At 64.3% G+C, this 26,997-nt stretch carries 23 protein-coding genes and 1 tRNA gene; 11 read left to right on the top strand and 13 right to left on the bottom strand.

Annotated elements, in window-relative coordinates; genetic code table 11:
* Window positions 1-191: 191 nt before the first annotated feature.
* The 3 genes from ACE3RX_RS10125 to ACE3RX_RS10115 all read left to right on the top strand — a co-directional run bounded on the left by ACE3RX_RS10125 (window position 192) and on the right by ACE3RX_RS10115 (window position 3,951).
* Window positions 192-276, top strand: a tRNA-Leu gene (locus tag ACE3RX_RS10125).
* Between the two features lie 132 nt (window positions 277-408).
* Window positions 409-756 (top strand): hypothetical protein, encoded by a 348-nt coding sequence (locus tag ACE3RX_RS10120; protein ID WP_374482959.1) that lies wholly within the window; start codon window positions 409-411, stop codon window positions 754-756.
* A 186-nt stretch (window positions 757-942) separates the two neighbouring features.
* Window positions 943-3,951: an EAL domain-containing protein gene (locus tag ACE3RX_RS10115; RefSeq protein ID WP_374482957.1), complete on the top strand. Its 3,009-nt coding sequence runs from the start codon at window positions 943-945 to the stop codon at window positions 3,949-3,951.
* Here the strand turns inward: ACE3RX_RS10115 and ACE3RX_RS10110 are convergent.
* From ACE3RX_RS10110 to ACE3RX_RS10090, 5 genes are all read right to left on the bottom strand, one after another.
* A complete protein-coding gene (locus ACE3RX_RS10110; RefSeq protein ID WP_374482955.1) occupies window positions 3,948-5,765 on the bottom strand; it encodes a putative bifunctional diguanylate cyclase/phosphodiesterase in 1,818 nt (605 codons plus the stop codon). The two genes, ACE3RX_RS10115 and ACE3RX_RS10110, sit on opposite strands and share 4 nt — an antisense overlap.
* 275 nt (window positions 5,766-6,040) lie before the next feature.
* On the bottom strand, window positions 6,041-7,837 hold the full coding sequence (locus ACE3RX_RS10105) for an acyl-CoA dehydrogenase (protein ID WP_374482953.1): 1,797 nt from the start codon (window positions 7,835-7,837) through the stop codon (window positions 6,041-6,043).
* 61 nt (window positions 7,838-7,898) lie between these two features.
* A complete protein-coding gene (locus ACE3RX_RS10100; protein ID WP_374482951.1) occupies window positions 7,899-8,564 on the bottom strand; it encodes an energy-coupling factor ABC transporter permease in 666 nt (221 codons plus the stop codon).
* Between the two features lie 26 nt (window positions 8,565-8,590).
* Entirely contained in the window at window positions 8,591-9,532 is a 942-nt protein-coding gene (locus ACE3RX_RS10095; RefSeq protein WP_374482949.1) for an FAD-binding protein, read from the bottom strand.
* Window positions 9,532-10,281, bottom strand: coding sequence for an electron transfer flavoprotein subunit beta/FixA family protein (locus ACE3RX_RS10090; protein WP_374482947.1), 750 nt, complete (start codon window positions 10,279-10,281; stop codon window positions 9,532-9,534). Before ACE3RX_RS10090 ends, ACE3RX_RS10095 begins: the two co-directional genes overlap by 1 nt.
* Window positions 10,282-10,511: 230 nt before the next feature.
* Here ACE3RX_RS10090 and ACE3RX_RS10085 point away from each other — a divergent pair, with 230 nt between their 5' ends.
* Window positions 10,512-11,105, top strand: coding sequence for a TetR/AcrR family transcriptional regulator (locus tag ACE3RX_RS10085; protein WP_374482945.1), 594 nt, complete (start codon window positions 10,512-10,514; stop codon window positions 11,103-11,105).
* On the opposite strand, the gene ACE3RX_RS10080 is transcribed toward ACE3RX_RS10085, so the two are convergent.
* The 7 genes from ACE3RX_RS10080 to ppx all read right to left on the bottom strand — a co-directional run bounded on the left by ACE3RX_RS10080 (window position 11,080) and on the right by ppx (window position 17,804).
* Window positions 11,080-11,880 (bottom strand): TatD family hydrolase, encoded by an 801-nt coding sequence (locus ACE3RX_RS10080; protein WP_374482943.1) that lies wholly within the window; start codon window positions 11,878-11,880, stop codon window positions 11,080-11,082. The genes ACE3RX_RS10085 and ACE3RX_RS10080 overlap by 26 nt on opposite strands.
* Window positions 11,881-11,893: 13 nt before the next feature.
* Window positions 11,894-12,694 carry an enoyl-CoA hydratase gene (locus tag ACE3RX_RS10075; RefSeq protein ID WP_374482941.1) on the bottom strand — a complete coding sequence of 267 codons (801 nt, stop codon included), beginning with the start codon at window positions 12,692-12,694 and terminating at the stop codon, window positions 11,894-11,896.
* Window positions 12,695-12,745: 51 nt separating this feature from the next.
* Window positions 12,746-13,360, bottom strand: a complete 615-nt coding sequence (locus tag ACE3RX_RS10070; RefSeq protein WP_374482939.1) for an ABC-type transport auxiliary lipoprotein family protein — start codon at window positions 13,358-13,360, stop codon at window positions 12,746-12,748.
* A 68-nt stretch (window positions 13,361-13,428) separates the two neighbouring features.
* Window positions 13,429-14,379 carry an MlaD family protein gene (locus ACE3RX_RS10065; protein ID WP_374482937.1) on the bottom strand — a complete coding sequence of 317 codons (951 nt, stop codon included), beginning with the start codon at window positions 14,377-14,379 and terminating at the stop codon, window positions 13,429-13,431.
* The gene (locus ACE3RX_RS10060) at window positions 14,379-15,155 is read right to left on the bottom strand and encodes an ABC transporter ATP-binding protein (RefSeq protein WP_374482935.1); all 777 of its coding nucleotides are present in this window, start codon (window positions 15,153-15,155) and stop codon (window positions 14,379-14,381) included. Before ACE3RX_RS10060 ends, ACE3RX_RS10065 begins: the two co-directional genes overlap by 1 nt.
* Complete coding sequence (locus tag ACE3RX_RS10055) at window positions 15,152-16,282, bottom strand: MlaE family lipid ABC transporter permease subunit (RefSeq protein ID WP_374482933.1); 1,131 nt, start codon at window positions 16,280-16,282, stop codon at window positions 15,152-15,154. Before ACE3RX_RS10055 ends, ACE3RX_RS10060 begins: the two co-directional genes overlap by 4 nt.
* Window positions 16,283-16,292: 10 nt before the next feature.
* A complete protein-coding gene (gene ppx, locus ACE3RX_RS10050; protein ID WP_374482931.1) occupies window positions 16,293-17,804 on the bottom strand; it encodes an exopolyphosphatase in 1,512 nt (503 codons plus the stop codon).
* Window positions 17,805-17,964: 160 nt separating this feature from the next.
* Here ppx and ppk1 point away from each other — a divergent pair, with 160 nt between their 5' ends.
* From ppk1 to bioD, 7 genes are all read left to right on the top strand, one after another.
* Window positions 17,965-20,052, top strand: a complete 2,088-nt coding sequence (ppk1, locus tag ACE3RX_RS10045) for a polyphosphate kinase 1 (RefSeq protein WP_374482928.1) — start codon at window positions 17,965-17,967, stop codon at window positions 20,050-20,052.
* A 103-nt stretch (window positions 20,053-20,155) separates the two neighbouring features.
* Complete coding sequence (locus ACE3RX_RS10040; protein ID WP_374482926.1) at window positions 20,156-21,406, top strand: WD40/YVTN/BNR-like repeat-containing protein; 1,251 nt, start codon at window positions 20,156-20,158, stop codon at window positions 21,404-21,406.
* Window positions 21,407-21,527: 121 nt separating this feature from the next.
* Window positions 21,528-22,859 (top strand): adenosylmethionine--8-amino-7-oxononanoate transaminase, encoded by a 1,332-nt coding sequence (gene bioA / locus ACE3RX_RS10035; protein ID WP_374482924.1) that lies wholly within the window; start codon window positions 21,528-21,530, stop codon window positions 22,857-22,859.
* Window positions 22,852-24,036, top strand: a complete 1,185-nt coding sequence (gene bioF / locus ACE3RX_RS10030) for an 8-amino-7-oxononanoate synthase (protein WP_374482922.1) — start codon at window positions 22,852-22,854, stop codon at window positions 24,034-24,036. Before bioA ends, bioF begins: the two co-directional genes overlap by 8 nt.
* Window positions 24,033-24,767, top strand: a complete 735-nt coding sequence (locus tag ACE3RX_RS10025) for an alpha/beta fold hydrolase (RefSeq protein WP_374482920.1) — start codon at window positions 24,033-24,035, stop codon at window positions 24,765-24,767. The genes bioF and ACE3RX_RS10025 overlap by 4 nt, the downstream gene beginning before the upstream one ends.
* Window positions 24,760-25,539, top strand: a complete 780-nt coding sequence (gene bioC / locus ACE3RX_RS10020) for a malonyl-ACP O-methyltransferase BioC (RefSeq protein ID WP_374482918.1) — start codon at window positions 24,760-24,762, stop codon at window positions 25,537-25,539. Before ACE3RX_RS10025 ends, bioC begins: the two co-directional genes overlap by 8 nt.
* Window positions 25,536-26,210 carry a dethiobiotin synthase gene (gene bioD / locus ACE3RX_RS10015; protein ID WP_374482916.1) on the top strand — a complete coding sequence of 225 codons (675 nt, stop codon included), beginning with the start codon at window positions 25,536-25,538 and terminating at the stop codon, window positions 26,208-26,210. Before bioC ends, bioD begins: the two co-directional genes overlap by 4 nt.
* Here bioD and ACE3RX_RS10010 read toward each other — a convergent pair.
* Window positions 26,199-26,996 carry a TrmH family RNA methyltransferase gene (locus ACE3RX_RS10010; protein ID WP_374482914.1) on the bottom strand — a complete coding sequence of 266 codons (798 nt, stop codon included), beginning with the start codon at window positions 26,994-26,996 and terminating at the stop codon, window positions 26,199-26,201. The two genes, bioD and ACE3RX_RS10010, sit on opposite strands and share 12 nt — an antisense overlap.
* Window position 26,997 lies beyond the last annotated feature (1 nt).

Genomic DNA, 26,997 nt, shown 5'->3' with positions numbered 1-26,997 from the left:
GTTTCAGGTACTAGTGCCGCGAGGCGTGGAGGTTCGAGTCCTCTTCTGGGCACCAGAATTAATAAAGCCGGTCAATTGGCCGGCTTTTGATTTGCAAGACTGGTCAAAGCATTCATTTGACACAGCGACGGAAAAAAGTTCAAAAATAACTTGCAGTAAAAAAAAGATTGCCTATAATGGCGGTCTTCGCTGCCCAGATGGCGAAATTGGTAGACGCGCTAGTTTCAGGTACTAGTGCCGCGAGGCGTGGAGGTTCGAGTCCTCTTCTGGGCACCAAAATTCAAAGAGCCGGTCATTTGACCGGCTCTTTTGTTTTTCAGTCCGCAATCATCGCTCTTCCATCCATCGGCAAAGCAGCGCACACTGATATAGCCGATTGCCGCATACACGCCGCACGGGAGAGCAATGATGAACAGGACTGCTGCCGAGCGCCAGGACGGTATCTGGCGTCTCCTGTATCGCTACCTCTGGCCCTTCCCCTACTTCCGGGACGTGAGTCGCGGCACCCTGCTCGAGCGACAACAAAACTACCGCTACAACAGGCGCATGGGCATTCACCACCTACCCGGCTTCGTCGCCAAATGGGTGTTTCTGACGCTGTTCTTCTTCATACTTGGCATCCTCTGCGAAGAGTTGCTTGAGGTCGTATTACCAGCCGCCTGCTGTTATGTGACCGGGACCTGGACCCTCACCATCGTCGTTCAACTACTGGTTGCCTGGTTATGGCTGTGGCGTTTTCCCGAGCTAAGCCGATAACTCCGACGCTCAAACTTCGATCACGTCACGGTGATCTCCCTTTCTGAGTTGTGGAAATACCCCATCAAGGTTAGTCTCTGCCGCCGCTGACGAGCCACCTTCGCTCCCGGCACTGGATGCAGCGCCTATACGCCTGCGCGACCGTTATTGATAGCCGCCCGGCCCGCTACCGGACGTTGAGGGAGCATGGCCAACATTTCGCGTGGCAAGGAAGCTATACGGTGGCTCGCGAGCCAGCATGCGCCCACTACATATTTGCTGCTCCTCGTTGTCGGAATCGGTGGGGTTCTTCTCTCGTTCCTGCTCGGCTACCTGGACGCAGAGCGGCGGACGAGCGATGCCCGCAACAAAGCGACGACCGAACTGGCCCGCATCAGCGCGATGCTCGAAGGGCAGATCGGCAGCACGTTCGGAACGGCCGAAGGCATCGCGCAAATTCTGAGAATCGACGGTGATATTCAGGCGACCCACTTTTCCGGCATGGCCCAAATGGCCATTGCAGCCTCCCCACATATCCGCAATGTCGCCCTGCTTCCCGGCGATGTGATCCGCAAGATCTACCCGTTCGAGGGGAACGACGCAGCCCTGGGAACGAACCTCGCTCAGATCCCTGAACAATACGCCGCGATTCTCCGCGCCCGGGAAAGCGGCCACCCTCTATTGGCCGGCCCTGTAAAGCTCGTTCAGGGCGGCTATGGGCTGATCTACCGTCACCCCATCTTCACCACATCAGCCCACAACGAGCGACACTACTGGGGGACGATGTCCATCGTCGCCAATCTGGATAGCCTCATTCGCGCAAGCGGAATCACCAACGAGAACCCCCTGCGCTTGAGCCTCCGCGGCAGGGACGGACTCGGCAGCGCGGGGGAAATCATCTGGGGCGACGACACTGTCCTTGAAGACGATCCGGTCAGCCTTGCCGTCACGGTCCCGGGAGGCGTCTGGCAACTTTCTGCGGTCCCTCTAAACGGTTGGCCCAGCCGGTCTCCGCTCCGCTCCCAACTGTTCCTGATCTCAATTGCCAACACAGTCCTGGTGCTGTTCTTCATTGCCCAGTTGATGCGTCGCAATCGCCTGATCCGGCAGCGGAACGAGAGTCTCTCCAAGGAAATCGCCGAACACAAGGCCACCGAGGAAGCACTTGGTCTACAGCAGGCACTGCTGCAGACCATCGTCGACCACGCCCCGTCCCTGATCTACCTGTTCGACAAAGACGGGGGGCTGAAATGGTGCAACCGATGTTTCGAAAGAGCAGTCGGATACGGGTTGAACACCACACAGGGGATGCCACGGGAGCGCTTCCAGCCAGCGGAGCTCGCACAGCAGCAACGCCACAACGACCTGGCGGTCCTGGCAAACGGAAGCGTCATGCGCTTCGAGGAACAACTGGACGACCACGGCCGGGAGCGTACCTACCTGACGACCAAGTGCCCTCTCCCCGGGCCCGACGGGCAGCCACACGCCATCCTCGGCATCTCGACCGACATCACGGAGATCAAACAGACCACCGAGCAACTACGGCTAGCAGGCGTCGTAATGGCAAACACCGCCGATGCCGTGATGATCACCGATGCCCACAGCACCATCCTGTCGGTCAACCGCGCCTTCACCGACATCACCGGCTACAGCGCCGATGAAGCCGTCGGCCAGAGTCCCCGCCTGCTGCGCTCCGACCGCCAGCCCCCCGAATTCTATCGAGCCATGTGGGAGACCCTCCGCAGCACCGGAGTCTGGCGCGGCGAAATCTGGAACCGCCGCAAGAATGGCGCTCTGTACCCGGAATGGCTCACGATCAATGCCGTCAATGACGACAATGGCAATCATGTGAACTACGTGGCGGTCTTCTCGGACATCTCGGCGATCAAGCACTCCCAGGCTGAACTCGAACGCTTGGCACACTACGACCCACTGACCGACCTGCCCAACCGGACCTTGTTCCACCACCAGCTACAGCATGACCTGGACCGCGCGCTCCGCTACGACCGGCAACTGGCAGTACTGATCCTCGACCTGGACGGCTTCAAGACCGTCAACGACAGCCTTGGCCACCCGGTCGGCGATCGTCTGCTCCAGCAGGCTGCAGAACGTTTCAAGTGCTGCCTGCGGGTCGAGGATACCGTATCCCGCCTCGGGGGCGACGAGTTCGCCGTCATCCTCAGTGATCTCGGACAGGACACCGACGCAATTACCGTGGTCAAGAAAATCCTCCAGGCCCTGCAGGAGCCCTTCGACCTAGATGGCAATGCCGCGCTGGTCACCGCGAGCATCGGCATCGCCATCGCACCCACCGACGGAAGCACATCGGAAGAACTGGTCCGCAACGCAGACACTGCCATGTATGGCGCCAAGGAAGGTGGGCGCAACAGTTACCGTTTCTATCAGGCCGAGATGACGCGCAAGGCCCAGGACAGGCTGACCCGCGAGCGAGCGCTACGGCGTGCCCTGGAAGAAAAGGAGTTCGAGCTCTGGTATCAACCCAAGCTGGACCTCAAGAGCGGCCAGGTCAGTGGCGCCGAAGCGCTCCTGCGCTGGAAGGACCCTCAACGCGGAATGATCTCCCCGGCCGAATTCATCCCGCTGGCGGAACGGACTGCATTGATCATCCCGATTGGCGAGCTGGTGCTCGACACCGTCTGCGGACAGATCAGCCAGTGGCGAGGGAACGGACTGGAAACTGGACGCATCGCCATCAACGTCGCCGCCCTGCAAATCGAACGCAGTGACTATGTGAATACGCTGGCCTGTGCACTGGCACGCCACGGGCTCCCGCCGGAGGTGCTGGAGGTGGAGGTCACCGAAAGCCTGATCATGGAAAATCCGGAACATGCCCGCCAGGTGATCCACGCCATCCAGGATCTCGGCGTGACGACCGCAGTCGATGACTTTGGCACCGGCTACTCCTCACTCGCCTACCTGAAGGTTCTGCCGATCAACAACCTGAAGGTGGATCGGGCCTTCGTTTCCGATCTGCCCCACAACGAGAACGATGTTGCCATCACCAAAGCCATCGTCGGCCTCGGGCAGACCCTCGGTTTCGAGATCACCGCGGAAGGCATCGAAACGGCGGAGCAGCTCGAGTTCCTGCGCAGCATCGGCTGCAACCACGGCCAGGGCTATCTGTTCGGCAAGCCCATGCCGGTCGCCCAGTTCGAAGACTGGATCATCCGTGGCCAGCACGGAGAAGGCATCTAGGCAGCAGCCAGCTCAAGGGCGCCGTGCGCCGACAGCCACGCAGGAAAACGCGCGGCCTCGATGGGCCTGGAAAACAGATAGCCCTGCCCTTCATGGCAGTGCATTTGTCTCAGGACCGCCACCTCAGCGGGCTTTTCAATTCCTTCGGCAACGATCTCCAGTGACAGGCTGTTGGCAAGCGCCACGATGGCCCGGGCGATCGACTCATTCACCGGCGTGCTGTCGATATCGCGGACGAAGGACTGGTCGATCTTCAGGCGATCGATAGGAAAGCGCCGCAGATAGCTGAGGCTGGAAAAACCGGTGCCGAAATCGTCTATGGCCAGCCGAATACCGAGCGCCTTGATTTCGTTGAGGGTACGCAGCACCTCCTCCACATCCTTCATCAACACCGTCTCAGTCAATTCAAGCTCGAGCAGCGCGGGCTCGACGGCGAACTCCGCGAGCTGGGCCATCAGGAAGCCGACAAAGCCCTTCTGACGAAGTTGCAGCGCCGAAATATTGACGGCCACGGGCAGCGGTGCCATCCCCTGCCCCTGCCACGCACACAGTTGCGCGAGCGCCTGGCGCAGGACCCACTCGCCCAACTGGATGATGAGGCCGCTCTCCTCTGCTACCGGAATGAACTGCATGGGCGGAATCAAGCCACGCCGCGGGTGATGCCAGCGCAACAGCGCCTCCACCCCGCGCACCCTGCCGTCGGTCAGACCAACCTGAGGCTGGAAGAACAACACCAGCTCATCCCGCTCGATCGCCCCGCGCAGCTCGCTTTCTAGGGACATGCTGGCAGGATTGTAGGTATGCATCTCCGGGGTGTAAGAACAGAAACCATTGCGCCCGGCCGATTTGGCCTCGTACATCGCGGCATCGGCCTTGCTCAGCAGATTGTGGATCTGGTCATCGTCTCGCGGGTAAATCGCGCTTCCGATGCTGACGGTAGCCACCAGCGAGTGACCGAGCATTGCTATCGGTTCCTGCATCGACGCCACAATCCTGTCCGCCACCAGCTCGGCTTGCTCCGGGGTGGACAGATTCTCCATCAATACAACGAACTCGTCCCCAGCCAGCCGAGCCACGGCATCCACCTGCCGCGCGGACGCCTTCAGGCGTGACACGATTCGGCGCAGTACCTCATCGCCAGCGCTATGGCCGAGGGAATCATTGATCTGCTTGAAGCGATCCACATCGATGAACAGCAAGGCCACCAGGCTGCCCTTGCGGTCGGCCTCCAGACAAGCTTGCTCCAGGCGGTCGGCAAGCAGCGCACGATTGGGAATGCCGGTCAGCGCATCGTAGTGCGCCAAGTAATAGAGCTCGGCCTGCTTGCGCTGAGTGATTGTGTTGAGCAGATCGTGGCCGTTGGCCATCCCCACATAGCGCCCCTGGCGGCTGACCATAAAGCCGGTCACCATGTGCTGCATGCCCGCATCGATGATCATCCGGGCCGCATCCTCCACCGTGCTGCCTTCATCCACCACCAGTGGCGGCGAGCTGTCGTACTGCTCGTAGGCGAGCAAATCGACGATGCTGCGGCGGCCGAACAGCTCCCTGATGTATGGACGCCCAAAGAACTCGACGAAAGACTTGCGATCCAGCAGCGCTAGCGGACGCCCCTGCACATCCACGACAGGCAGCGCGTACAGGCCGGCATCCACAAAGAAACGGTCGAGCGCGCATTGGCAGGAGGCGCTGACAGCGAGGGCCTCCGTCGCACGCGACAGCTGACGCACCGTCGTCGGCTGTTGCAGCTGGCCATTGAAAACATACGCCGCGCGGCGTGGCAGGAAGGTGGAAGGCGAAGGCGTAGGGCTCATGAATTGCGCAGCCGGCCCGGCAGCCCATCAGGCAGCCCCGGACCGGCCCACCGGAAACACGGAAAACCGGGATACTGCGCATCAAGTATTACAGAACGACGACAGTCCCCTCATCGGCATCCGCCACTCGGCCTGAAAACCCATGCCATTCAATTGAAAAGGCTTTTTTCCAGCTAGTGTCCCTAATGCAGGACGGATGAAAGTAAAAAACAAAAGGCCGCTCCCAGCCGAGAGCGGCCTTTCAAAGCAGGACGGGTAAGGTCAGCGCTGAGGAATCAGAACTGCGCTTCCTCCAGCGCCAGCGCCCCTGCCGCGCCATTCACCACCGCATAGGCAAGCCCAGGCGCCTGGGACAACACGTGATCGGCATAGAAACGCGCCGTGGTGATCTTGGCCTGGTAGAACGCTGCATCGCCCGCCCCTTCCGCCAGCCGACGAGCCGAGATCAGTGCGCCACGCGCCAGTTGCCAGCCTCCAGCGACGATGCCGAGCAGTTTGAGGAAGGGTACCGAGCCCACCGACGCGGCCTTGATGTCCTTGCCGAAGGTAGCGACGATGTAATCCACCGCCTCCTCCACAGCTCCGATACCGGCAGCGAGGGATTTACGGATTGCCACGAACTCTTCACCGGAGGCCTCCGCCAGCTGAGCCTCGACCTTGCGCATCTCGGCCACCACCCCCTTGGCGGTCAGGCCGCTCTCGCGAGCGATCTTGCGACCGATCAGATCGTTCGCCTGGATCGCCGTCGTTCCTTCGTAGATCGCCGTGATGCGGGCATCACGGAAATGCTGGGCCGCCCCGGTTTCCTCGATGAAGCCCATGCCGCCATGTACCTGCACGCCAGTGGAGGTGATCTCGATGGCACTCTCGGTGAGCCAACCCTTCACCACCGGAATCATCAGATCGACGAATGCCTGGTTCTGGGCTCGCACCTCGGCATCGGCATGATAGTGGGCATGGTCGGTCGCGGCTCCGACCACATACGCGAGCGAGCGCTGGGCCTCGATCTGCGACTTCATGCTTAGCAGCATGCGGCGCACATCAGCGTGATGGATGATGCTGACCTTCGGGCCGCCGCGCACGCCGGCTTCGGTGCCTTGGACGCGGTCCTTGGCATAAGCCAGGGCTTGCTGGTAGGCCCGCTCGGACAGCGCCAGACCTTCCATCCCGACGGCAAAGCGGGCTTCGTTCATCATGATGAACATGTACTCCAGGCCCCGGTTGGCCTCGCCGACCAGCGTACCGATAGCTCCCCCCTTGTCACCGAAGGCCAGCACCGCCGTCGGGCTGGCATGGATGCCGAGCTTGTGCTCAATGGACACGCAATGTACGTCGTTGCGCTCACCCGGCGTCCCGTCGGCCTTCAGTAGGAACTTCGGCACGACAAACAGCGAGATACCCTTCACCCCTTCCGGCGCGTCCGGCAAACGGGCCAGCACCAGATGGATGATGTTGTCGGTCATATCGTGCTCACCGTAGGTGATGAAGATCTTCTGACCGAAAATCTTGTAGGTGCCATCACCCTGAGGCACCGCGCGGGTACGCACCGCCGCCAGGTCGGAACCGGCCTGGGGCTCAGTGAGGTTCATGGTGCCGGTCCATTCGCCGCTCACCATCTTGGGCAGATAGGCCGCCTTCTGCTCGTCGCTGCCACACAGCTTGATTGCCTCGATGGCGCCAGTGGTCAGCATCGGACACAGGGAGAAGGCCATGTTTGCCGACTTCCACATTTCCATCACAGCGGTGGAGACCAGCTTCGGCAAGCCCTGGCCGCCATACTCCGGCTCGCAGGCCAGCGCCGTCCACCCAGCCTCGGCGAACTGTGTGTAGGCCTCCTTCCAGCCGGTCGCCGTGCGCACTTCGCCGTTGTCCCAACGGGCGCCTTCCTGATCACCGCTCCAGTTGAGCGGCGCCAGCACACCACTGGCAAACTTGTTAGCTTCCTCGAGGATCGCATCCACCACATCGGCGCTCGCCTCCTCGCAGCCCGGCAGGGCCGACACGGCGTCGAGGCCAGCCAGTTCCTTCATGACGAACTGCATGTCACGGATCGGTGCGTTGTAGCTGCTCATCGTTCTTTTCTCCACACGGTGTTGTTATTTGGTTTTTGACGGCCATTAGGCCTGGGCACTGCTATTTGTTCATCAGGTAATGCCTGTCATCAAAGCTGGCCACCCATTCCGGGCGATAAACCACCATCAGGGTCAGGGCCATGCCCGACAGCCAAGCCTCGGCAAAGCCCAGCAGCAGGAAGAACGGCAGATATTCGGACAGGAGCTTGTCAGCCGGGTAGGCACCCGCTGAGAACAGCATCAGGGACGCGATCAAGCCCTGGATCAGGACGATCACCATAGCGCCGATGAAAGCGTTGATGAAGATGTAGACGAAGAAATGCTTGGGCAGCCAGCGTTCCACGAGGCGGAAATACAGGGCGCCCAGCGCCACCGGCACGATGCCCATGGCGAGGAAATTGATGGGGATGGCAGCCCACTCGATGCTGCCGTTCAACGTCACGCCGGTCAGCGCCAGAGCAAGCACAACGAGGGCCAGCTGCGGCCCGAAGATCAGCGTGGTTGCCATCGCCCCGAGGATGTGGAGGTTGAGCCCCGGATACACACCGGCGTTCAGGCTCCACAGCAGGGTCAGGATGACGGCGGCACCCGCCAAGGCATTCAGTTGATGCCCATCGTGCAGGCGCCGCCACGGAGCGGTCTTGATCACCCACGCTCCGGCCCCCAGTCCACAAAGACAGGCAAAAATGTGCCAGCCTGCAGAGAAGAGGTCGGGCGCGAAGTTCATTCAGCCAGCCCCGGGTCCGGTCGTCCTCAGACGGCGGAAGTCAGTTGCGGCACGGCCTCGAAGAGGTCGGCGACGAGGCCGTAATCAGCCACCTGGAAGATCGGCGCTTCGGGATCCTTGTTGATCGCCACGATCACCTTGGAGTCCTTCATGCCGGCCAGATGCTGGATGGCACCAGAGATGCCGACTGCCAGGTAAAGCTGCGGGGCGACGATCTTGCCGGTCTGGCCGACCTGATAGTCGTTGGGCACGAAGCCAGCATCGACGGCGGCGCGGGATGCACCGAGGGCGGCGCCGAGCTTGTCGGCCAGCGGCTCGAGCAGCTTATGGTAGTTCTCGCCGCTGCCCACGCCACGACCACCGGAAACGATGATCTTCGCGGCACCCAGCTCCGGACGGGCAGACTTGGTCAGCTCACGACCCACCAGCTTGGACAGGCCCAGGTCGGCAACTGGAGCCACGTTCTCGACGGCCGCGGAGCCCCCCGCAGCCTCAGCCTCGAAGGCCGTGGTACGCACGGTGATGACCTTGACCGGATCAGCGGACTTAACGGTAGCCAGCGCGTTGCCTGCGTAGATCGGGCGCACGAAGGTGTCGGCGGACTCGATGGCGACGATCTCGGAGATCTGCGCCACGTCGAGCAGCGCGGCGACGCGCGGCAGCACGTTCTTGCCGAAGGTGGTGGCGGGGGCCAGCACGTGGGTAATGGCACCGGCAGAAGCCTGGACCACTGCGACGACCTGAGCAGCCAGGTTCTCGGCGGCCTGATCGGCAAAAGCGGCAGAATCCGCCACCAGCACCTTGGCGACGCCAGCCACCTTGGCAGCAGCCTCGACCGCGGCGGACGCAGCCGAACCAGCCACCAGCACGGCGACATCGCCGCCAAGCTTGGCAGCAGCGGAAACGGTGTTGAGGGTTGCGCCCTTCAAGGACGCATTATCGTGCTCGGCAACAACCAGAATCGTCATTACAGCACCTTCGCTTCGTTCTTGAGTTTTTCAACCAGCTGAGCCACGTCAGCCACGATCACGCCGGCGCTGCGTTTGGCCGGCTCGACGACCTTGAGCGTCGCCAGGCGGGGGGCCACATCCACGCCCAGATCGGCCGGCTTGACGGTTTCCAGCGGCTTCTTCTTGGCCTTCATGATGTTCGGCAGCGTCGCATAGCGCGGCTCGTTCAGGCGCAGGTCGGTGGTCACCACCGCCGGCAGAGAGATCTCGAGGGTCTCCAGGCCGCCGTCGATCTCACGAGTTACGCTGGCCTTGCCATCACCCACCGTCACCTTGGACGCGAAGGTAGCCTGCGGCCAGCCCTTCAGCGCGGACAGCATCTGGCCGGTCTGGTTGGCATCATCGTCGATGGCCTGCTTGCCGCAGATCACCAACTGGGGTTGCTCCTTGTCGCACAGGGCCTTCAGCAGCTTGGCCACGGCCAGCGGCTGCAGCTCAACATCGGTCTCGACGAGGATGCCGCGGTCGGCACCGATCGCCATCGCGGTACGCAGGGTTTCCTGGCAGGCGCCGACGCCGCAGGAGACAGCCACCACCTCGGTCGCCACACCGGCTTCCTTCAGGCGCACTGCTTCTTCGACCGCGATTTCATCGAACGGGTTCATGGACATCTTGACGTTGGCGATATCCACGCCGGATCCGTCACTCTTCACGCGCACCTTGACGTTGTAATCGACAACGCGTTTAACGGGAACCAGGATCTTCAATGCTGCGCTCCTTCCATTTGTAGAGGTTCTCCACCATATTCTGGATCTGCCGCAGGCATCGATGACTCGACCTCCTGTCGGCAGACCTGTTCTCCGACCGCCGCTTCCGCCGGCAATCCGGTGCCGACACGGAGACGGACCAGCAAAGCCGCGAGCTTCTCACAGGCATCTTGCTTTGTCACTTTCCGTACGGTAGCGTATGGGCACCGCACCCGTCAATACTACACCGTATGGAAAAACCGCCCCGCCTCCAACTCGACCGCGACGCCTGGATCCAGACCGCTCTCGACACGCTTGCCGACGAAGGCGTCACAGGCGTGCGCGTCGAAGTGCTGGCCAAGCGCCTGCATGTGACCAAGGGCAGCTTCTACTGGCACTTCAAGGATCGCCAGGACCTGCTCTCCGGCGTGCTCGAGACCTGGAAGGACGGACGCATCCGCGACATCGTCAAACAGACCCGACCTGTAGCCGGTGACGAGGAAGCGCAGATCTTCCACGTCATCGACGTATATAGCGCCAGCCGCAACCGCAAGGGCATCCTCATCGAGCTCGCGATGCGTGAATGGGCTCGCCGGGATCCGGCTGCCGCACTGATCGTTGAAGAAGTGGACGCCTGGCGCCTGCGCTGCGCCCGCGAACTGTTTCTCGCCGCCGGAATGCCGATGCACGAGGCGTCAACCCGCAGCATGCTGCTCTACGCCTACGTCTTCGGCATCTCGATGATGAACTGCGAGAAATTCGACGGCGACATTGCCCGCATGAAGGACGACATCCGCCAACTCATCGCCCGCAACCGTCCTACGGCGCCGGCCCAACAGGCCTGAAACCCGGCACGTCAGCCAGGCCGGGAACCGCTTCGACCGCATTATCCCCTGTTGCAGCAATCACGGCATCCACGTCGATGCCGCGTAGTACCGCCAGTTCCTGAGCGAAGCGCGCCAGGTTGGCCGGGTCGTTGCGCTGGCCAGCGCACCAGGCGGGCGGAATATCTGGCGCGTCGGTCTCCAGCACGATGGACGACAGCGGCAGGCCTGCCGCCAGCTCTCGGATGCGCCGCGACCCCGTGTAAGTCATCGCCCCGCCGAAGCCGAGCTTGAAACCCAGCTTGATGAAGGCCTCAGCCTGCTGCCAGCTGCCGTTGAAGGCATGGGCGATACCGCCGCGCACACCCACCTGACGCAAGCATTTCAGGATCTGATCCTGCGCGCGCCTGACATGCAGCACCACCGGCAGATCGAATTCCCGCGCCAGCCTGAGCTGAGCAATGAAAAACGCAGTCTGGCGCGGCAGGTCACCATCCGGAATGAAACCGTCCAGTCCGATCTCGCCGACCGCCACGGCTCCACCCTCTGCCAGACAGTCGTGCAAGAGATCCAGGTCGGACTCCAGCGCTGCCGCCACGTACATGGGGTGAATCCCCAGCGCGTAGCGACATTCCGGTAGCCGGCTGGCCAGCGCGGCAACCTTCTCGAAGTTGGCCGCGTCCACCGCAGGCACCAGCAGACCGCCCACCCCTGCCGCCCGGGCCGCGTCGAAAACGGCAACGCGATCGGCGTCGAACTCCGCCGCGTCCAGATGGCAGTGGGTGTCGATCAGCATGGGCGGTCTGCGTTTACCTGCCGCTCCACACCGGCTTGCGCTTGGCCATGAAGGCGTCGATACCTTCTGCCGCATCCTCGCACATCATGTTGCAGGCCATCACCTCGGCCGCCTGCTGATAGGCCCCATCCAGCCCCATCTCGAGCTGCGAATAGAACATCTGCTTGCCCATCGAGATGGCCACCGGTGACTTGGCACAGATAGACGCAGTGAGCTTGGCAACCTCCTCATCCAGCACTTCGATAGGCACCACGCGGTTAATCAGCCCACGCCGCTTCGCCTCGGCGGCATCGATGAAGTCGCCGGTCACCAGCATCTCGAAGGCTTCCTTGCGCCCCATGTTGCGGGACAGACCAACACTCGGCGTCGCACAGAACAGCCCGACGTTGATACCGGACACCGCAAAGCGCGCCACGTCGGACGCCACGGCCAGGTCGCACATGGACACCAACTGGCAGCCGGCAGCGGTCGCGATGCCGTGCACGCGGGCGATCACCGGCTGCGGCATGGTCACGATCTGCATCATGACCTTGCCGCACAGGCGGAACAGGGCCTGCTGGAAGGACTTGGTGTAGTTGCCGCGCATCTCCTTGAGGTCATGACCGGCGCAGAAAGCCTTGCCCGCCCCGGCCAACACGACGACACGTACCGAGGCGTCGGCCGCAATGCCAGTCAGCTCCACCAGCAACGCCTCAAGCATAGGCTGCGAGAGGGCGTTGAACTGGCCGGGCCGATTCAGCGTCAGCGTCGTCACGCCATGGGCGTCGTCGCGCAACAGCAAAGGTTCGGTCAGTGTTTCGGCAACAGCATTCATGGGTTCTCCTCCTTGCATGTAATCCGGCACGTTCCTGCCGGTCTCAAAAAATCAAGCTGAACAGCGGGCACGGACACTGCCACCAGTCCTCGCCGCCCCCTCCTTGTCGATCGCTTCCAACCAGTCGAGCAGTTCGCGGTTGAGCTGAAGCACGCCTTCCCTCAGGGCCATGACGCCGCCAACGGCGTCCGGCGTCGGCGCCGGACGGGTGACCGCAAAGCCACGGGTCGCGATGAGCTGGTCCGTGCGCGGTGCCAGCAGCGCCGCGCGCGCCTCGACGATACCGCGGCTGCGCGCCTCCCCATCGAAGAGCTGCACGAATTCGTCCAGATCCACCCGCAGCCGGCAACCACTCGACGACACGGCGGTTTCGCTGGTCTTCATCGAGCGCTTGACCGACAGCTCCACAAGCTGCCCCGGCTGGGCCGCCCAACGACTCTCAAGATAGACCTGGCGCCTGGTCGGCTGTGTGAAAGCAAGGCGGTACTGCATGGCCGTCGAGGCGAGCCACGGCGCCGGCACCACCTCGACGCTGCGGATCGGAAAGCCGAGGGGGCGCAAGGTTGCCGAATCGAGTGGCCCGAAATCGTGAACGGAATAGTTCGGAGCGGCCTTGGGCAGGCTGCCACAGGCCGTCACCCCAAGTGCCAGGATAACGGGCAGCAAGTACCTGGCGGGAAAACACTTAGACATCAATTCTGGCAACTGAGGGCGCATTCTTTGTCATCCCGAACTTAGCGCGGCGCGGGCCGAAGATGGAAACCGGCCTCTCCCGGCCCCGGCGCCGGCTTGCCGCGCCCCAGCAACAGGAGTTGCGGCGAATTGTCGAGTTCATCGAGCAGGTCGGATAGCTGGCGGGACGTGGTGGTGAGTTCCTGCAGCAGCACGTTGAGGCGCGGCAGCGTGCTGGTTGCAAACCCCTCGCCGGCTGCGCCGACGACGCTGTCCACCCTCTCGGTCACCGTCTGCAACCTCACCAGCAGGGCACGCCCCTCACTGGCCATCGGCGCCGCGTCGGCACTCAGGCGCTCGAGATTGGCCAGGGAGCGGTCGATACGTGCCAGGTTGTCCTTACTGAAGACCTGGCGCACGGCGGCAAGGGCCTTCGGCGCTTCCTGCAGGGTCCGGTCGAGCCCTCGGCTGGACGACTCCAGATTGGCCAGGGTCTTCTCGATATGGGCCAGATTGTCTTGCCGGGTCAGCACCGCCAGGCGATCGACAATTTCCTGCACGCGCCTGAGCGTCTGCACCGAAGCGTCGGCGACCTCCTCCATCAGGCTCGGCGTCATGCGAATACGCGGTGGGCCTCCGCCCTCCCCCGGCAAGGGCTCAGGCTTGTCACCGGCATCGTCGAGTGCGATGTAGGCGAGACCAGTCACGCCCTGGTTAGCCATGCGCGCCCGCGTACCACGGGTGATGGGCAGATCGTTACGGATCCGCACGGTGACCAGTAGATCCTTCGGATTGGCCGGATCAAGGGCGATAGCCGCCACCTTGCCGGCGACGATGCCCCGGTAACGCACCGTGGCCTGGGGATTCAGGCCATTGACACTACCGGAGGTCACCAGCACGACGTCACGGGTGCTCTCCCGCTTGTCGGAGAACCACCACAGGGAGAGGACGATCGCTCCGTTCAGCAGGATCACGAAAAGACCGGCGGCGATAGCATGGGCCCGGCTCTCCATCAGCCCATACCCCTTCCCCGTGCCAACGCAGCCTGGGCACGATCGCTATGAAAAAAACGCTCGATGAAGGGGTCTTGCACCTTGATTATCTCGCCAAGCGGGCCGAAGGCCAGTATACGCCCGTCCGTCAGCACCGCCACGCGGCTGGCCAATGCCGCCAGCGTATCCAGGTCATGGGTCACAAGCACGACGGTGAGCCCCAGCGCCCGGTGCAGGGCACGGATGAGCCGCACGAAGCCACTGCTGCGATCCGGGTCGAGACCTGCCGTCGGCTCGTCGAGCAGCAGCAGTTCGGGCTCGAGGGCCAGCGCCCGCGCCAGCGCCACCCGCTTGACCATGCCTCCAGACAGCTCGGCCGGCATGCGCAGCGCCACGTCGGCGTCAAGTTCGACCATTGCCAGCTTGAGCCGCACCAGATCCCGCAACATCGCCTCGTCGGTGATGCCAATCTCCCGCAACGGAAAGGCCACGTTGGCGAACACGCTGAGCGCGGAAAACAGCGCCCCGTGCTGGAACAGCATGCCGAAGCGCCGCCGCCGCTCCAGCTGCTCTGCCCGCGAGCCGGCGAATAGTGGCTCGCCGAACAGGCTCACATCACCGGCAGTCGGTCTCATCAGCCCGACCATCTGGCGCAGCAAGGTGGTCTTGCCGCTACCGGAACCGCCGACCAGAGCCACCACCTCGCCCGCCGGCACGGCAAGGTCGATGCCGCGGTGGACCCACGTCTGCCCGAAGCGCGTCTCCAGGCCGCGAACCTCGACGGGATAGTCGCTCATCGCGGCAATCCGATGGAACGGGTCGCGATGGCGAACACCGCATCCACCAGGATGACCACAGTGATCGACGTAACCACCGAAGCCGTCGTGTTGGCCGACAGGCTCTCGGTGTTCGGTTTCACACGCAACCCGAAATAGCAGGCGATCAGCGCGATCAGCAAGCCGAACACCGCACCCTTGCCCAGGCCAATGATCAGGTTGGCCACAGGCACCGCGCGCGGCAGGGCGTTCACGAAATAGTCGAAGCTCAGATCGAGCTGGAGGTTGGCCGACACCATGCCGCCGAACAAGGCCACCGCCGAGCCCCAGAGGGTCAGCGGCGCCATCGCCAGCGTCAGCGCCACCACCTTGGGCAGCACCAGCCGCACATAGGGCGAGATGCCCATCGCCGCCAGCGCGTCGATCTCCTCGGTGACGCGCATCACGCCGATCTGGGCTGTCATCGCGGAGCCCGAACGTCCCGCCACCAGCACTGCGACCAGCACTGGACCGAGTTCGCGAATGATGCCTAGCCCGAGGATGTTGACGATGAACACGTCCGCCCCGAAGGCCCGCAACTGCAACGCCGACAGGTAGGACAGCACGACCCCGATCAGGAAGCCCACGAGCGCCGTGACCGGCATCGCCCGAACACCGACCTTGTAGAAGTTGGCGGAGGTCTCCAGCACGGGCCAATGGCCACGGGTGCGCAGCAGATGCACGAAATCGATGGCGAGCTGACCGATCAAAGCCACGAAACCGACCACATTGCGGAGCGTCTTGAAGAAGATGCGGCCGACGCCTTCCGTGCCATCGAGAAAACGATAGCCCGGCTCGACCGGCAGCTCACCGTCCCCGAGCTCGGCAAGACGGGCAAAGACGGGATCCAGCTCGTCGGGCAGCACGAGGCCGGACGGACGCCGACGCCCCCACTTCCGCCACAGCAACAGCGCGCCAAAACTGTCGAGACGCAACACCCCGTCCAGATCCCAGCAGCAGTCCACCGCAAACTGATCGAGTTGCTGACGGAAGCGGCCAAGCTCCGGCTGCAACAGACGCAAGGTCCAGTCCCCGGTCAGGATGACCCGTGGTGATCCGCCTTCATCGTCCAGGCGGATTTCAGGGCGCGGCCGGGACTCCGGACGCATCGGGCGACGCCTAAGCGCCCGCCGGACTGCGTGACGCAGTCCGCTCCACCCGCACCTTCAGTGGCAGGCCGATGGTCTGCCACTGGCGCTCCTCCTCGTCCAGCGCCGCGGCGGTCAGCGGCAGGTTGCGCAGCCATTCCGCATCGGCCACCATCACATGGCCCCGTCCGTCTCGCTTGAGCCTCAGCGGCGGCAGACCGCGGCCATCACGGGCGCGGTGAACGACGGCCGCCAGCCGCAGGCACAAGATCAGCCGCCACTCAGGGCTTTCCGGATCCAGCGCGCCGATCCGCGACAGCTTGCCGCGGTGGGCCAGCACCATGCGCGCCAGGCGCCCCTGGTCCATCCGCGAAAAGCCCGGCATATCGGCGTTACCGAGAATGTAGGCGCTGTGCTTGTGATAACTCGAATGGGCCACCGACACGCCAATCTCGTGCAGCCGCGCCGCCCACTCCAGGAAACGCCGATCCACGTTCTCCTCGTCGCAGGATGCCGGGTCCAGCTGGGCCAGGAAGGCCAGCGCAGTCTCGGTCACCTGCCGCGCGTGGTGCATGTCCACCCCGTAGCGCTCCATGAAGGCTGACACGGTGGCATCGCGCAGGTCATGGTGATGGTAGCGGCCGAGCAGATCGTAGAGCACACCGAGACGCAGCGCGCCTTCCGAGAAGGTCATCCGCTCGAGGCCAAACTCCTGGAAGATCGCCCACATGATCGCCAGGCCACCGGGCAGTACCGGCAGGCGATCGGGACGCAGCCCTTCCAGCTGCAGGTTATCCAAGTGGCCCGCCTTCAGCATCAAAGTACGCAGACGCTCCAGGCCACCCCGGGTAATGCCGCCATCGGACAGTCCGTTCAGCTCCAAGATGTCCACCAGCGCCTTGGCCGAACCACTGGAGCCAACCGCCTCTTCCCAGCCCACTTCACGGTACGCATGGGTGATGGTCTGGATCTCCTTCTGAGCCGCCAGCTCGGCCTCGCGCATGCCACGCTTGTCGATGCGGCCCTCAGGGAAATAGCGCAGGGAATAGCTGACGCAGCCCATGTACAGGGATTCGAGCTTGATCGGCTGGAAGCTCTTTCCGATGACGAATTCCGTCGAGCCGCCACCGATGTCCACCACCAATTGCTGCTTGTGCGGATTGGGCAGGGTGTGCGCCACCCCCACGTAGATCAGGCGTGCCTCCTCGCGGCCCGCAATGACCTCGATCGGAAACCCCAGCGCGGCCTCGGCCTGCACCAAGAAATGGGGCGCGTTCTTGGCCACCCGCAGCGTGTTGGTCGCCACGGCCCGTACCGCCTCCGGCGGATAGTCGCGGATGCGCTCGTTGAAGCAGCGCAGCGCACTGATGCCGCGAAACTGGGACGCAGCATCCAGCATCCGATCGGGTGAAAGGCCCGCGGCAAGGCGGACAGCCTCCTTGATGCCATCGAGAGGGTAGATCTGGTCGTTGACGATCCGCCCGACCTGCAGACGGAAACTGTTGGAACCCAGATCGATGGCGGCAATCAATTCACGATTCATGAAACATGCACAAATGGCACCAGACGGCGCGGAGGCTGGAAATTCTAGCACCGCGCCGCTCGACGCCCCGCATCAATCCCGCGCCCGCGGCCATCGTCATCTATATGCAACAAAAATGTCACATACTCCGGGCCTAATCAGAAGATCAAGAGGAGAGCCCATGCACCGTACCAACAACATCCGTCATTTCGACTCGGATCACTTCATCAACCGCGAACTCTCCCTGCTCCAGTTTCAGCGCCGCGTCCTTGCCCAAGCCGCCGACCCGAATGTGCCGCTGCTCGAACGCCTGCGCTTCCTGTGCATCGTATCCAGCAACCTTGACGAGTTCTTCGAAGTGCGGGTCGCCGGCGTGAAGGAGCAACTGCGCCTCGGTAGCCACGCCATAACGACCGACGGCTTGAGCCCATCCGCGCTGCACAGCCTGATCAGCGCCAAGGTCCATACCATCATCGCCGAGCAGTACGCGCTGCTCAACGACACCATCCTGCCGGCCCTCGCCGCCGAGGGCATCGTCTTCCTGCGCCGCAGCGTGTGGACCGATGCCCAGCACCTGTGGGCGCGAGACTACTTCATGCGTGAAGTGATGCCGGTACTGACGCCCATTGGCCTGGACCCGGCCCACCCCTTCCCGCGGGTACTCAACAAGAGCCTCAACTTCGCCGTCGAGCTGGAAGGCCGCGATGCCTTCGGCCGGAGCTCCGGCTCCGCCATCGTGCAGGCGCCCCGCGCCCTGCCCCGCGTGATCCGCCTGCCGAAGGAACTGACCGGCGTCGATTACGGCTTCGTCTTCCTGTCCTCCCTGCTGCACGCCCACGTCGGCGAGCTCTTCGAGGGCATGAACGTGCTCGGCTGCTACCAGTTCCGGGTTACCCGCAACTCCGACATGTTCGTGGACGAGGAAGAAGTCAAGGACTTGCGCGCCAGCCTCAAGGGCGAACTCCAGCAGCGCCACTTCGGCGACGCGGTGCGCCTGGAGATCGCCGACAACTGCTCGGAAGCCATGGCCAACTTCCTGATGAAGCAGTTCGCCCTCGGCCCGGCGGACGTTTATCGGGTTCCCGGCATGGTCAATCCGGTGCGCCTCAACCAGGTTCCGGACTGGGTCGAACGCCCGGATCTGAAATACCGCCCCTTCCTGCCCGCGCGTCCGAAGGGCCTCGACAAGCAGGAGAACATCTTCGCGGCGATGCGCCGCCAGGACATCCTGCTGCATCACCCGTTCCAGAGCTTCGAGCCGGTCATCGAGTTGCTGAAGGCCGCAGCCGACGACGCCGACGTGGTCGCCGTGAAGATGACCGTCTATCGCACCGGCACCGACTCCGTACTGATGGAGCACCTCGTCCGCGCCGCCCAGAAGGGCAAGGAGGTCACCGTCGTGCTGGAACTGATGGCCCGCTTCGACGAAGAGGCCAACATCAGCTGGGCGGCCCGTCTCGAAGAGGTCGGCGCCCACGTGGTGTATGGCGTGTTCGGCTACAAGACCCACGCCAAGCTGCTGCTGCTGGTTCGCCGTGAAGACGGCAGGCTGAAGCGCTACGCCCACCTCGGCACCGGCAACTACCATCCGCGCACCACCCGTTTCTACACCGACTTCGGCCTGCTCACCGCCAACGACGAGATCGGCGCAGACGTCGCCGAAGTCTTCAAGCAGCTCACCGGGCTCGGCCAGGCAGGCAAACTCAAGCACCTGTGGCAGGCTCCATTCACGCTGCAACCCAACGTAGTTGCGGCCATCCGCGAGGAAGCCGAGATCGCCCGGGCGGGCCGCAAGGGCCGTATCGTCGTCAAGGTCAATGCACTGCTCGAACCAGAAACCATCGAGGCGCTCTACGAAGCCTCCTGTGCCGGTGTCGAGATCGACATCATCGCCCGCAGCGTCTGCGCCCTGAAGCCCGGCGTGCCCGGCCTGTCCGAGAACATCCGGGTACGCTCCATCGTCGGCCGCTTCCTGGAGCACCACCGGATCTTCTATTTCCGTGCCGACGGCGCCGACAAGCTCTATATGTCGAGCGCGGACTGGATGGAGCGCAACTTCTTCAAGCGCATCGAAGTCGCCTTCCCGATCCTCGACACCAAGGTCAAGCGGCGGGTCATCAAGGAAGGCCTGCGGCCCTATCTGGGCGACAACTGCCAGGCATGGGAAATGGACAGCGACAACGTCTATCGGAAGAAGAATCCCCGCACAACCCGGCGCGCCGCACAGGAAATCCTGCTCAAGGAGCTGGCCGGCGTTTCAATCGCCTGACCCACCCTCAGCCTCCCGTCGACGTCAACCGTCGTCGGGGGCGAGCGGGACTGCCGGGGTGTTGTAGAATGCTGTCCTGCTTCCTTCACCGATGGCCCACTTCATGTTTCTCCCCCGTCGCCGACAGTTCATCACCGCAATCCTCAGTGCTGCCGTTCTCTCCGCCTGCGGCGGTGGTGGCAGCTCCGCTCCGGCCCCGACGATCAAGTCGGTCACTGCCGGTGACACACAAATCGTCATCGACTGGGTCCAGGAACCCGGCGTCGAGTACTGGCTGTGGTTCAAAGCGGGCGATACCGTCAGCGCGGGCGAGAAGACCGCCAGCTACCGGCTCGCCATCACGGCCCCCTACATCCTGACCGGACTGACCAACGACACCAAGTACGCCATCACGATCAATGGCCGGACCAACGGCGGCCCCGGCGGCCCCGGATCGGTGGTTCAAACTGCCACGCCCCGTGCAGCCGGTTCGGTCTGGCTGGCCGGCGGTGCGCTCGGCAGCGGCAACGCACTCCGTGGTGTGGCCCAGGGCTTGAGCTCCAGCAGCGCCACCACGTACTCCTATGTTGCCGTCGGCGACAACGGCGTGATCTACAACAGCCCGGCCTATGTATCGACCGCTGCGCTGAGCTGGACCCAGGTACGTGCCGCGACCGGCACCGCGCTGAACGCCGTCCTGTACGCGCTGGCCAAGTACATCGCGGTTGGCGATGCCGGCGGCGTGCTCACCAGCACCGACACCACGACCTGGACAGCCGCCACCTCGGGCACCACCGCCAAGCTCAATGCGCTGGCCACCAATTCTTCGATCGTCGTCGCGGTGGGCGCCAACGGCACCATCCTGCATTCCGGTGACGGCACGACCTGGACCGCTGCCACCACCGTCCCAACCACCAGCGACCTCTATGGCGTGACCTACTCGGCCCTGGGCCTGTGGGTGGCGGTAGGCGCCAACGGCACGCTACTGACCAGTTCCGACGCGGTCACCTGGACTGCTGTCAGCTCTGGTACGACGGCCACGCTGAAGGCCGCCGCCAGCATGACCACCGTGAACTCGACCACTAGCGTCACCACATATGGCATCGTGGCAGTAGGTGCCGGCGGCGTGATCCTCAGCAGCAGCACCGGCACCGCCTGGAGCGTCCAGACGCAGGGCAACGCCGATCTCAATGCGGTCGCCTCCTCGTCCCGCTTCGTCGCCCTCGGCGACAACGGCAGCATCTACTCGAGCACGGACGGCACGACCTGGACTGCTGCCACCAGCCCCAGCAGCAACGCGATGTATGGCGTCATCCATGCCAACAACATCTTCACCGCCGTCGGTGCGGCCGGAAGCAGCATTTACTCGTACTGAGCCGTATCAAGGGTCCGCGCCTGCGACAGGTGGCGGACCCGGCCAAACAAGTGGAGCCGTCACTCGATGACCGCTCCACTTTGCACTTCTGAAGCAACAGTAGAGAGAAACCACAACAACCATGTCGTCCAGCGCCTCCAACGCCAGCCTGTTGTCCCGTTCCCTGTGCGCCGTCTGGCACCCCTGTACCCAGATGAAACACCACGAGCAACTGCCGCTGGTGCCCATCAAGCGCGGCGAGGGCGCCTGGCTGTACGACATGGACGGCAAGCGCTACCTGGACGGCATCAGCTCCTGGTGGGTCAATCTGTTCGGTCATGCGAATCCTCGCATTGGCGCCGCCCTCAAGGCCCAGCTCGACACCCTCGAGCACGTGCTGCTGGCCGGCTTCACCCATGAGCCGGTGGTTGAGCTGTCCGAACGCCTGGCTGCCCTCACAGGCAATCAACTCGGGCATGCCTTCTACGCGTCAGACGGCGCCTCGGCGACCGAGATTGCCCTCAAGATGAGCGTGCATTACTGGCGCAACACCGGTCGCCCCGGCAAGAACCGTTTCGTCAGCCTAGCCGGCAGCTACCACGGCGAGACCGTCGGCGCGCTGGCCGTCACCGACGTGGCGATTTTCCGCGATGCCTACGCCCCGCTGGTGCGTGGCGGCACCTGCGTGCCGACGCCCGATGCCCGCCTCGCCGAAACCGGCGAAACGGCCGCCGACGTGGCCCGTCGCGCCGCCGCCGCGCTGGAAGCCCACCTGGCCGCCCACGCCGACGAAACCGCCGCGCTGATCGTCGAGCCGCTGGTTCAGGGCGCCTCCGGCATGGTCATGTACGACCCGGAATACCTACGCTTGGCCCGCGCCCTGTGCGACCGCTACCAGGTGCATCTGGTGGCCGACGAGATCGCCGTCGGCTGTGGCCGCAGCGGCAGCTTCTTCGCGTGCGAGCAGGCCGGCATCTGGCCGGATTTCCTGCTGCTGTCGAAGGGCATCTCCGGCGGCTACCTGCCCCTGTCCATCGTCCTCACCACCGACACCGTCTTCGACGCCTTCTACGACGACGATACCGCCCGCGGCTTCCTGCACTCGCACTCCTACACCGGCAACCCGCTGGCCTGCCGGGCTGCGCTGGCAACCCTCGACATCTTCACGCAGGACAACGTGATCGCCGCCAACCGCGCCAAGGCCCAGCGCATCGGCGAGGCATTCCGCAAAGCCGTCGGTAGCCATCCGGCGGTCCGTCATCTGCGCCAACAGGGCATGATCCTGGCGTTCGACGTGGCCGACGCCCCGGCAGGCTTCTCCCGCCGCTTCTTCACCGAAGCCCTGCAGCGGGAACTTCTGCTGCGCCCAATCGGTAATACCGTTTACACCATGCCCCCCTACATCCTCGGCGACGACGAGATCGACCTCCTCGCCAGCCGCTGCGCTGCCGCGCTGGAGGCCAGCCTTGCCTGAGTATCCCGATCCACTCCAAGAACTGGACGCCGGCCTCGCCGAACTCGACGCCGCGGGCCTGCGCCGCCGCCGGCGTATCGTCACCACGCCGTGCCGGCCGGACACCCGCCTGGCCGACCGCGAGGACGCGGTCACCGCGTTCTGCTCCAACGACTACCTGGGCCTAGCCGCCGAGCCTGCACTGGCCGCAGCAGCACACAGCGGCATTGACCGCTGGGGCATCGGATCCGGTGCATCCCATCTGGTCAGCGGCCACTATGCCGCCCACGAAGCCCTGGAAGCCCGCCTCGCCGCCTTCGTCGGCATGGAGGACGCGCTGTATTTTTCCACCGGCTACATGGCTAACATCGGAGTCATGCCGGCACTGGTCGGCCGCGGCGATGCGATCTTCGCCGACAAGGTGAACCACGCTTCGCTGGTGGATGGCGCATTGCTGTCCCGCGCCGAGCTGATCCGCTATCCCCATTGCGATGTTCAGACCCTGGCGGCCCGCCTGCAGGCCTCCACCGCACCACGCAAGCTGATCGTGACCGATGGCGTGTTCAGCATGGACGGTGATATCGCCCCGCTGCGCGAACTGCTCGCGCTGGCGGAGACCCACAAGGCCTGGCTGCTGGTGGACGACGCACACGGCTTCGGCGTACTGGGCCCCCAGGGGCGCGGCTGCCTCGCGCACTTCGATCTGAGCTCACCGCGCCTGATTTACATGGGCACCCTCGGCAAGGCGGCCGGCGTGTCCGGTGCCTTCGTCGCCGGGCAACGGAACATCATCGACTGGCTGCTCAACAAGACGCGCAGCTACATCTTCACGACCGGCGCCCCGCCACTGCTCGCCGACGCGCTGCTGACCGCCGTCGACCTGATCGAACACGGCGACGCCCGCCGCGCCCACTTGCAAGCCCTGATCGCCCGCTTCAAGGCGTGTCTGGCGCTGAAGCGCTGGCAACTGCTGCCGTCGGACACCCCGATCCAGCCAGTCGTGATTGGCGACAACCACGAAACGCTGGCCGTTTCCCGCGCCCTCGATGCCGAAGGCCTGTGGGTGCCGGCAATCCGCCCGCCGACGGTGCCAAAAGGCGCCGCGCGCCTGCGCATCGTGCTGTCGGCCGCGCACAGCGAAGAACAAGTAGATCGTCTCGTTACCACCCTCCTCCGCCTGGAAGGAGTCCTCGCATGAGCCGCGACCTCGTCCTGCTGCACGGCTGGGGACTTTCATCATCGGTCTGGAAGCCGCTGGCCGCAGCGCTCTCCGGCACCTTCACGCTACACACCCCCAATCTGCCCGGCCACGGCACCGCGGCCCCAGCCAGGCCCAGCCTGAACGAATGGGCGGACGCCCTGCTCTCGCGCATACCAGAAGACGCAGTTCTCGTCGGCTGGTCCCTTGGCGCCCAGCTCGCGCTTCATCTCGCCCGGCAGAACCCGGAACGTGTGGCCAGGCTGGTACTGATCGGTGCCTCGCCGCGCTTCGTCCAGGCCGACGACTGGCCGGCCGCGCTGCCGGGCGCAACGCTGAGTGCCTTCCGCCAGGATTTCGACACCACGCCGGACGCAACGCAGCGCCGTTTCGTGGCGCTGCAGAGCTTCGGCGACAGTGCTCGCAAGGCAGTTGCCGCAACGCTAACTGACAGCCTCACGAGCGCCGACGAGCACCACAAGGCCGCCCTCGCCGACGGCCTGCGCCTGCTCGCCGAAGCCGACCTGCGCGCGCTCATCCCTGATGTCCGCCAGCCCGTGCGCCTGCTGCACGGTAGCGAAGACAAGCTGATGCCGGTAGCCGCCGCGGAATGGCTGGCCGATACGCTACCCGATGCGCGCCTGACGGTGTTCGGACAATGCGGCCACGCGCCATTCCTGTCGCGCCCCGAGGAGTGTGCGACGCTGATCGAGGGTTTCGTCCTTGACTGACGCCCCTGCCCCCAAGCGCGCAGTCCGCGCCGCCTTCGACAAGGCCGCCGACGCCTACGACGCCGTTGCCGCGGTGCAGCGCAGTGCGTGCGACCGCCTGTTCGCCTTGGCCTCCGCTCAGCCTCTGCAGCCCGGCCGCATCGTCGATGCGGGCTGTGGCACCGGCTATGCGCTTCCCGGCCTCAAGCAGCGTTTCCCGGCGGCCCAGCTGATTGCGCTCGATTTCGCCACCTCGATGTTGCGCCGTCATCCCGCCGGCCTGGCTGATCGGCTGTGTGCGGACATGGAGCGCCTCCCGCTGGCCGACGCCAGCGTGGACCTCCTGTGGTCCAGCTACGCGCTGCAGTGGTGCCATCCACGCAAGGTCTTCCCGGAGCTGGCGCGCAGCCTGCGCCCCGGCGGTCAGCTGTGGATTGCCACCCTCGGCCCCGGCACCCTCGGCGAACTGCGCGACGCCTTCCGTCACGTGGATCAGCACGAGCACGTGCTGCGCTTCCAGCCGCCGGAAGTCATCGACGACGCGGTGGAGGACGCGGGCATGCGGATCGTCGACAGCGAGCGCGACACCCTCTACGCATGGGCCCCGGACCTGCGCCGCCTGCTGCGCGACATCAAGACCCTCGGCGCCCACCAGACCGGCGCACCACGCCGCCAGGCGCCCCTTGGCAAAGCCGCCTGGGGTCGCCTCAGCGCCGCCTACGAGGCCTACCGGACCCCCGCCGGCCTGCCGGCGTCCTACGATACCTACTGGTTGATAGCGGAAAAGAAATGAGCGCCTATTTCATTGCCGGCACCGATACCGAAATCGGCAAGACCTTCTCCACCTGCGCCCTGCTCCACGCAGCCCGTGCCCGCGGCCTGCGTGCCGTCGGCATGAAGCCGATCGCCGCGGGTGCCGAAATGGTCAATGGTGAATTCCTCAACGAGGATGCCGCCCGCCTGCGCGCTGCGGGCAGTTTCGATCCGGGGCTGGCGCTGCTCAACCCCTACTGTCTGGCCAGCCCGATTGCACCGCACATCGCAGCGGCCGAGGAAGGCGTGAGCATCGACCCAGCCAAAATCGACACGGCTTTCCAGGAACTCCGTGCCCAGGCCGAGCTGGTGCTGGTGGAAGGCGTCGGCGGTTTTCGCGTGCCGCTGGGCGATGACTTCGACACCGCCGACTGGGCCCAGCATCTGGGCCTGCCAGTGATTTTGGTAGTGGGCATGAAACTCGGCTGCATCAGCCACGCCCTGCTCACCGCTGAGGCCATCCAGGCCCGCGGCCTGCGACTGGCCGGCTGGATCGCCAACCAGGTGGATCCCGCCATGCTGCGTTTCGAACAGAACCTGGAAGCCCTGACCCGCCGCCTGCCAGCGCCCCTGCTGGGCGTACTGCCCTTCCGCGCCGACCACGACGCAGCGGCCGCGGCCAGCGCCGCCGGTCTCAAGCTACCCGACTGAGTCTCTGACTGAACGCCGCTGGCGGAGCTGCTCGAACAGGCACACGCCGGCCGCCACCCCCACGTTGAGGGACTCCATGCCGCCGGGCATCGGGATCAGCACACGGCGGGTGGCCAGCGCAGCAACTTCGGCGGACAGCCCCTGCCCCTCCGAACCGAACAGCCACGCCACTTGACCGCGCAGGTCCAGATCGTAGAGCTCGGTGGCATCCCGCAGATCCGCCGCCAGGATTGCACCGGGAAAAGCCTCCAAGGCCGCAGCCGCATCGACACCTTCACGGATCTTCAATCCAAAGTGCGCCCCCATCGCCGCACGCAGCACGCGGGGCGACCAGGCTTGGGCGCAGCCAGGCGTGAGGAGCACGTCCTGCACCGCAACCGCCGCCGCGGTGCGCAGGATGGTGCCAAGATTGCCGGGGTCCTGAACCCCGTCGAGCAGCACGCAGCTATCGACGATCGGGCGCTCTTCGTCCGCAGCCGGAACAGCGACCACCGCGATCACACCGCTGGGCGTATCCACTGGGCTGATGTGGGCGAAAAGGCGATCCGGCACCTCGATCTGCCGCTCGGACGGGCAGCGCTCCAACAGCGCTTCGATCTCCGCCTGCCGGCGCCCGCTCTCGCTGACGACGATCTGCAGCACGTCGACACCCTTATCCAGCGCAACCCCGAGCAGATGCGCGCCATCGAGCAGCGTCCGCCCTTCCTTGCGCCGATCCCGCGCCGACGTCGCCAGCGCATGCAAGTGCTTGATGGTCGGGTTGTCCCGCGAGCTGATCTGCTTCACG

It is taken from the genome of Zoogloea sp. (assembly GCF_041914405.1).
GTDB lineage: Bacteria > Pseudomonadota > Gammaproteobacteria > Burkholderiales > Rhodocyclaceae > Zoogloea.
The sequence above is the reverse complement of the archived record's forward strand: the minus strand, read 5'-3'. Positions and strand labels throughout refer to the sequence as shown.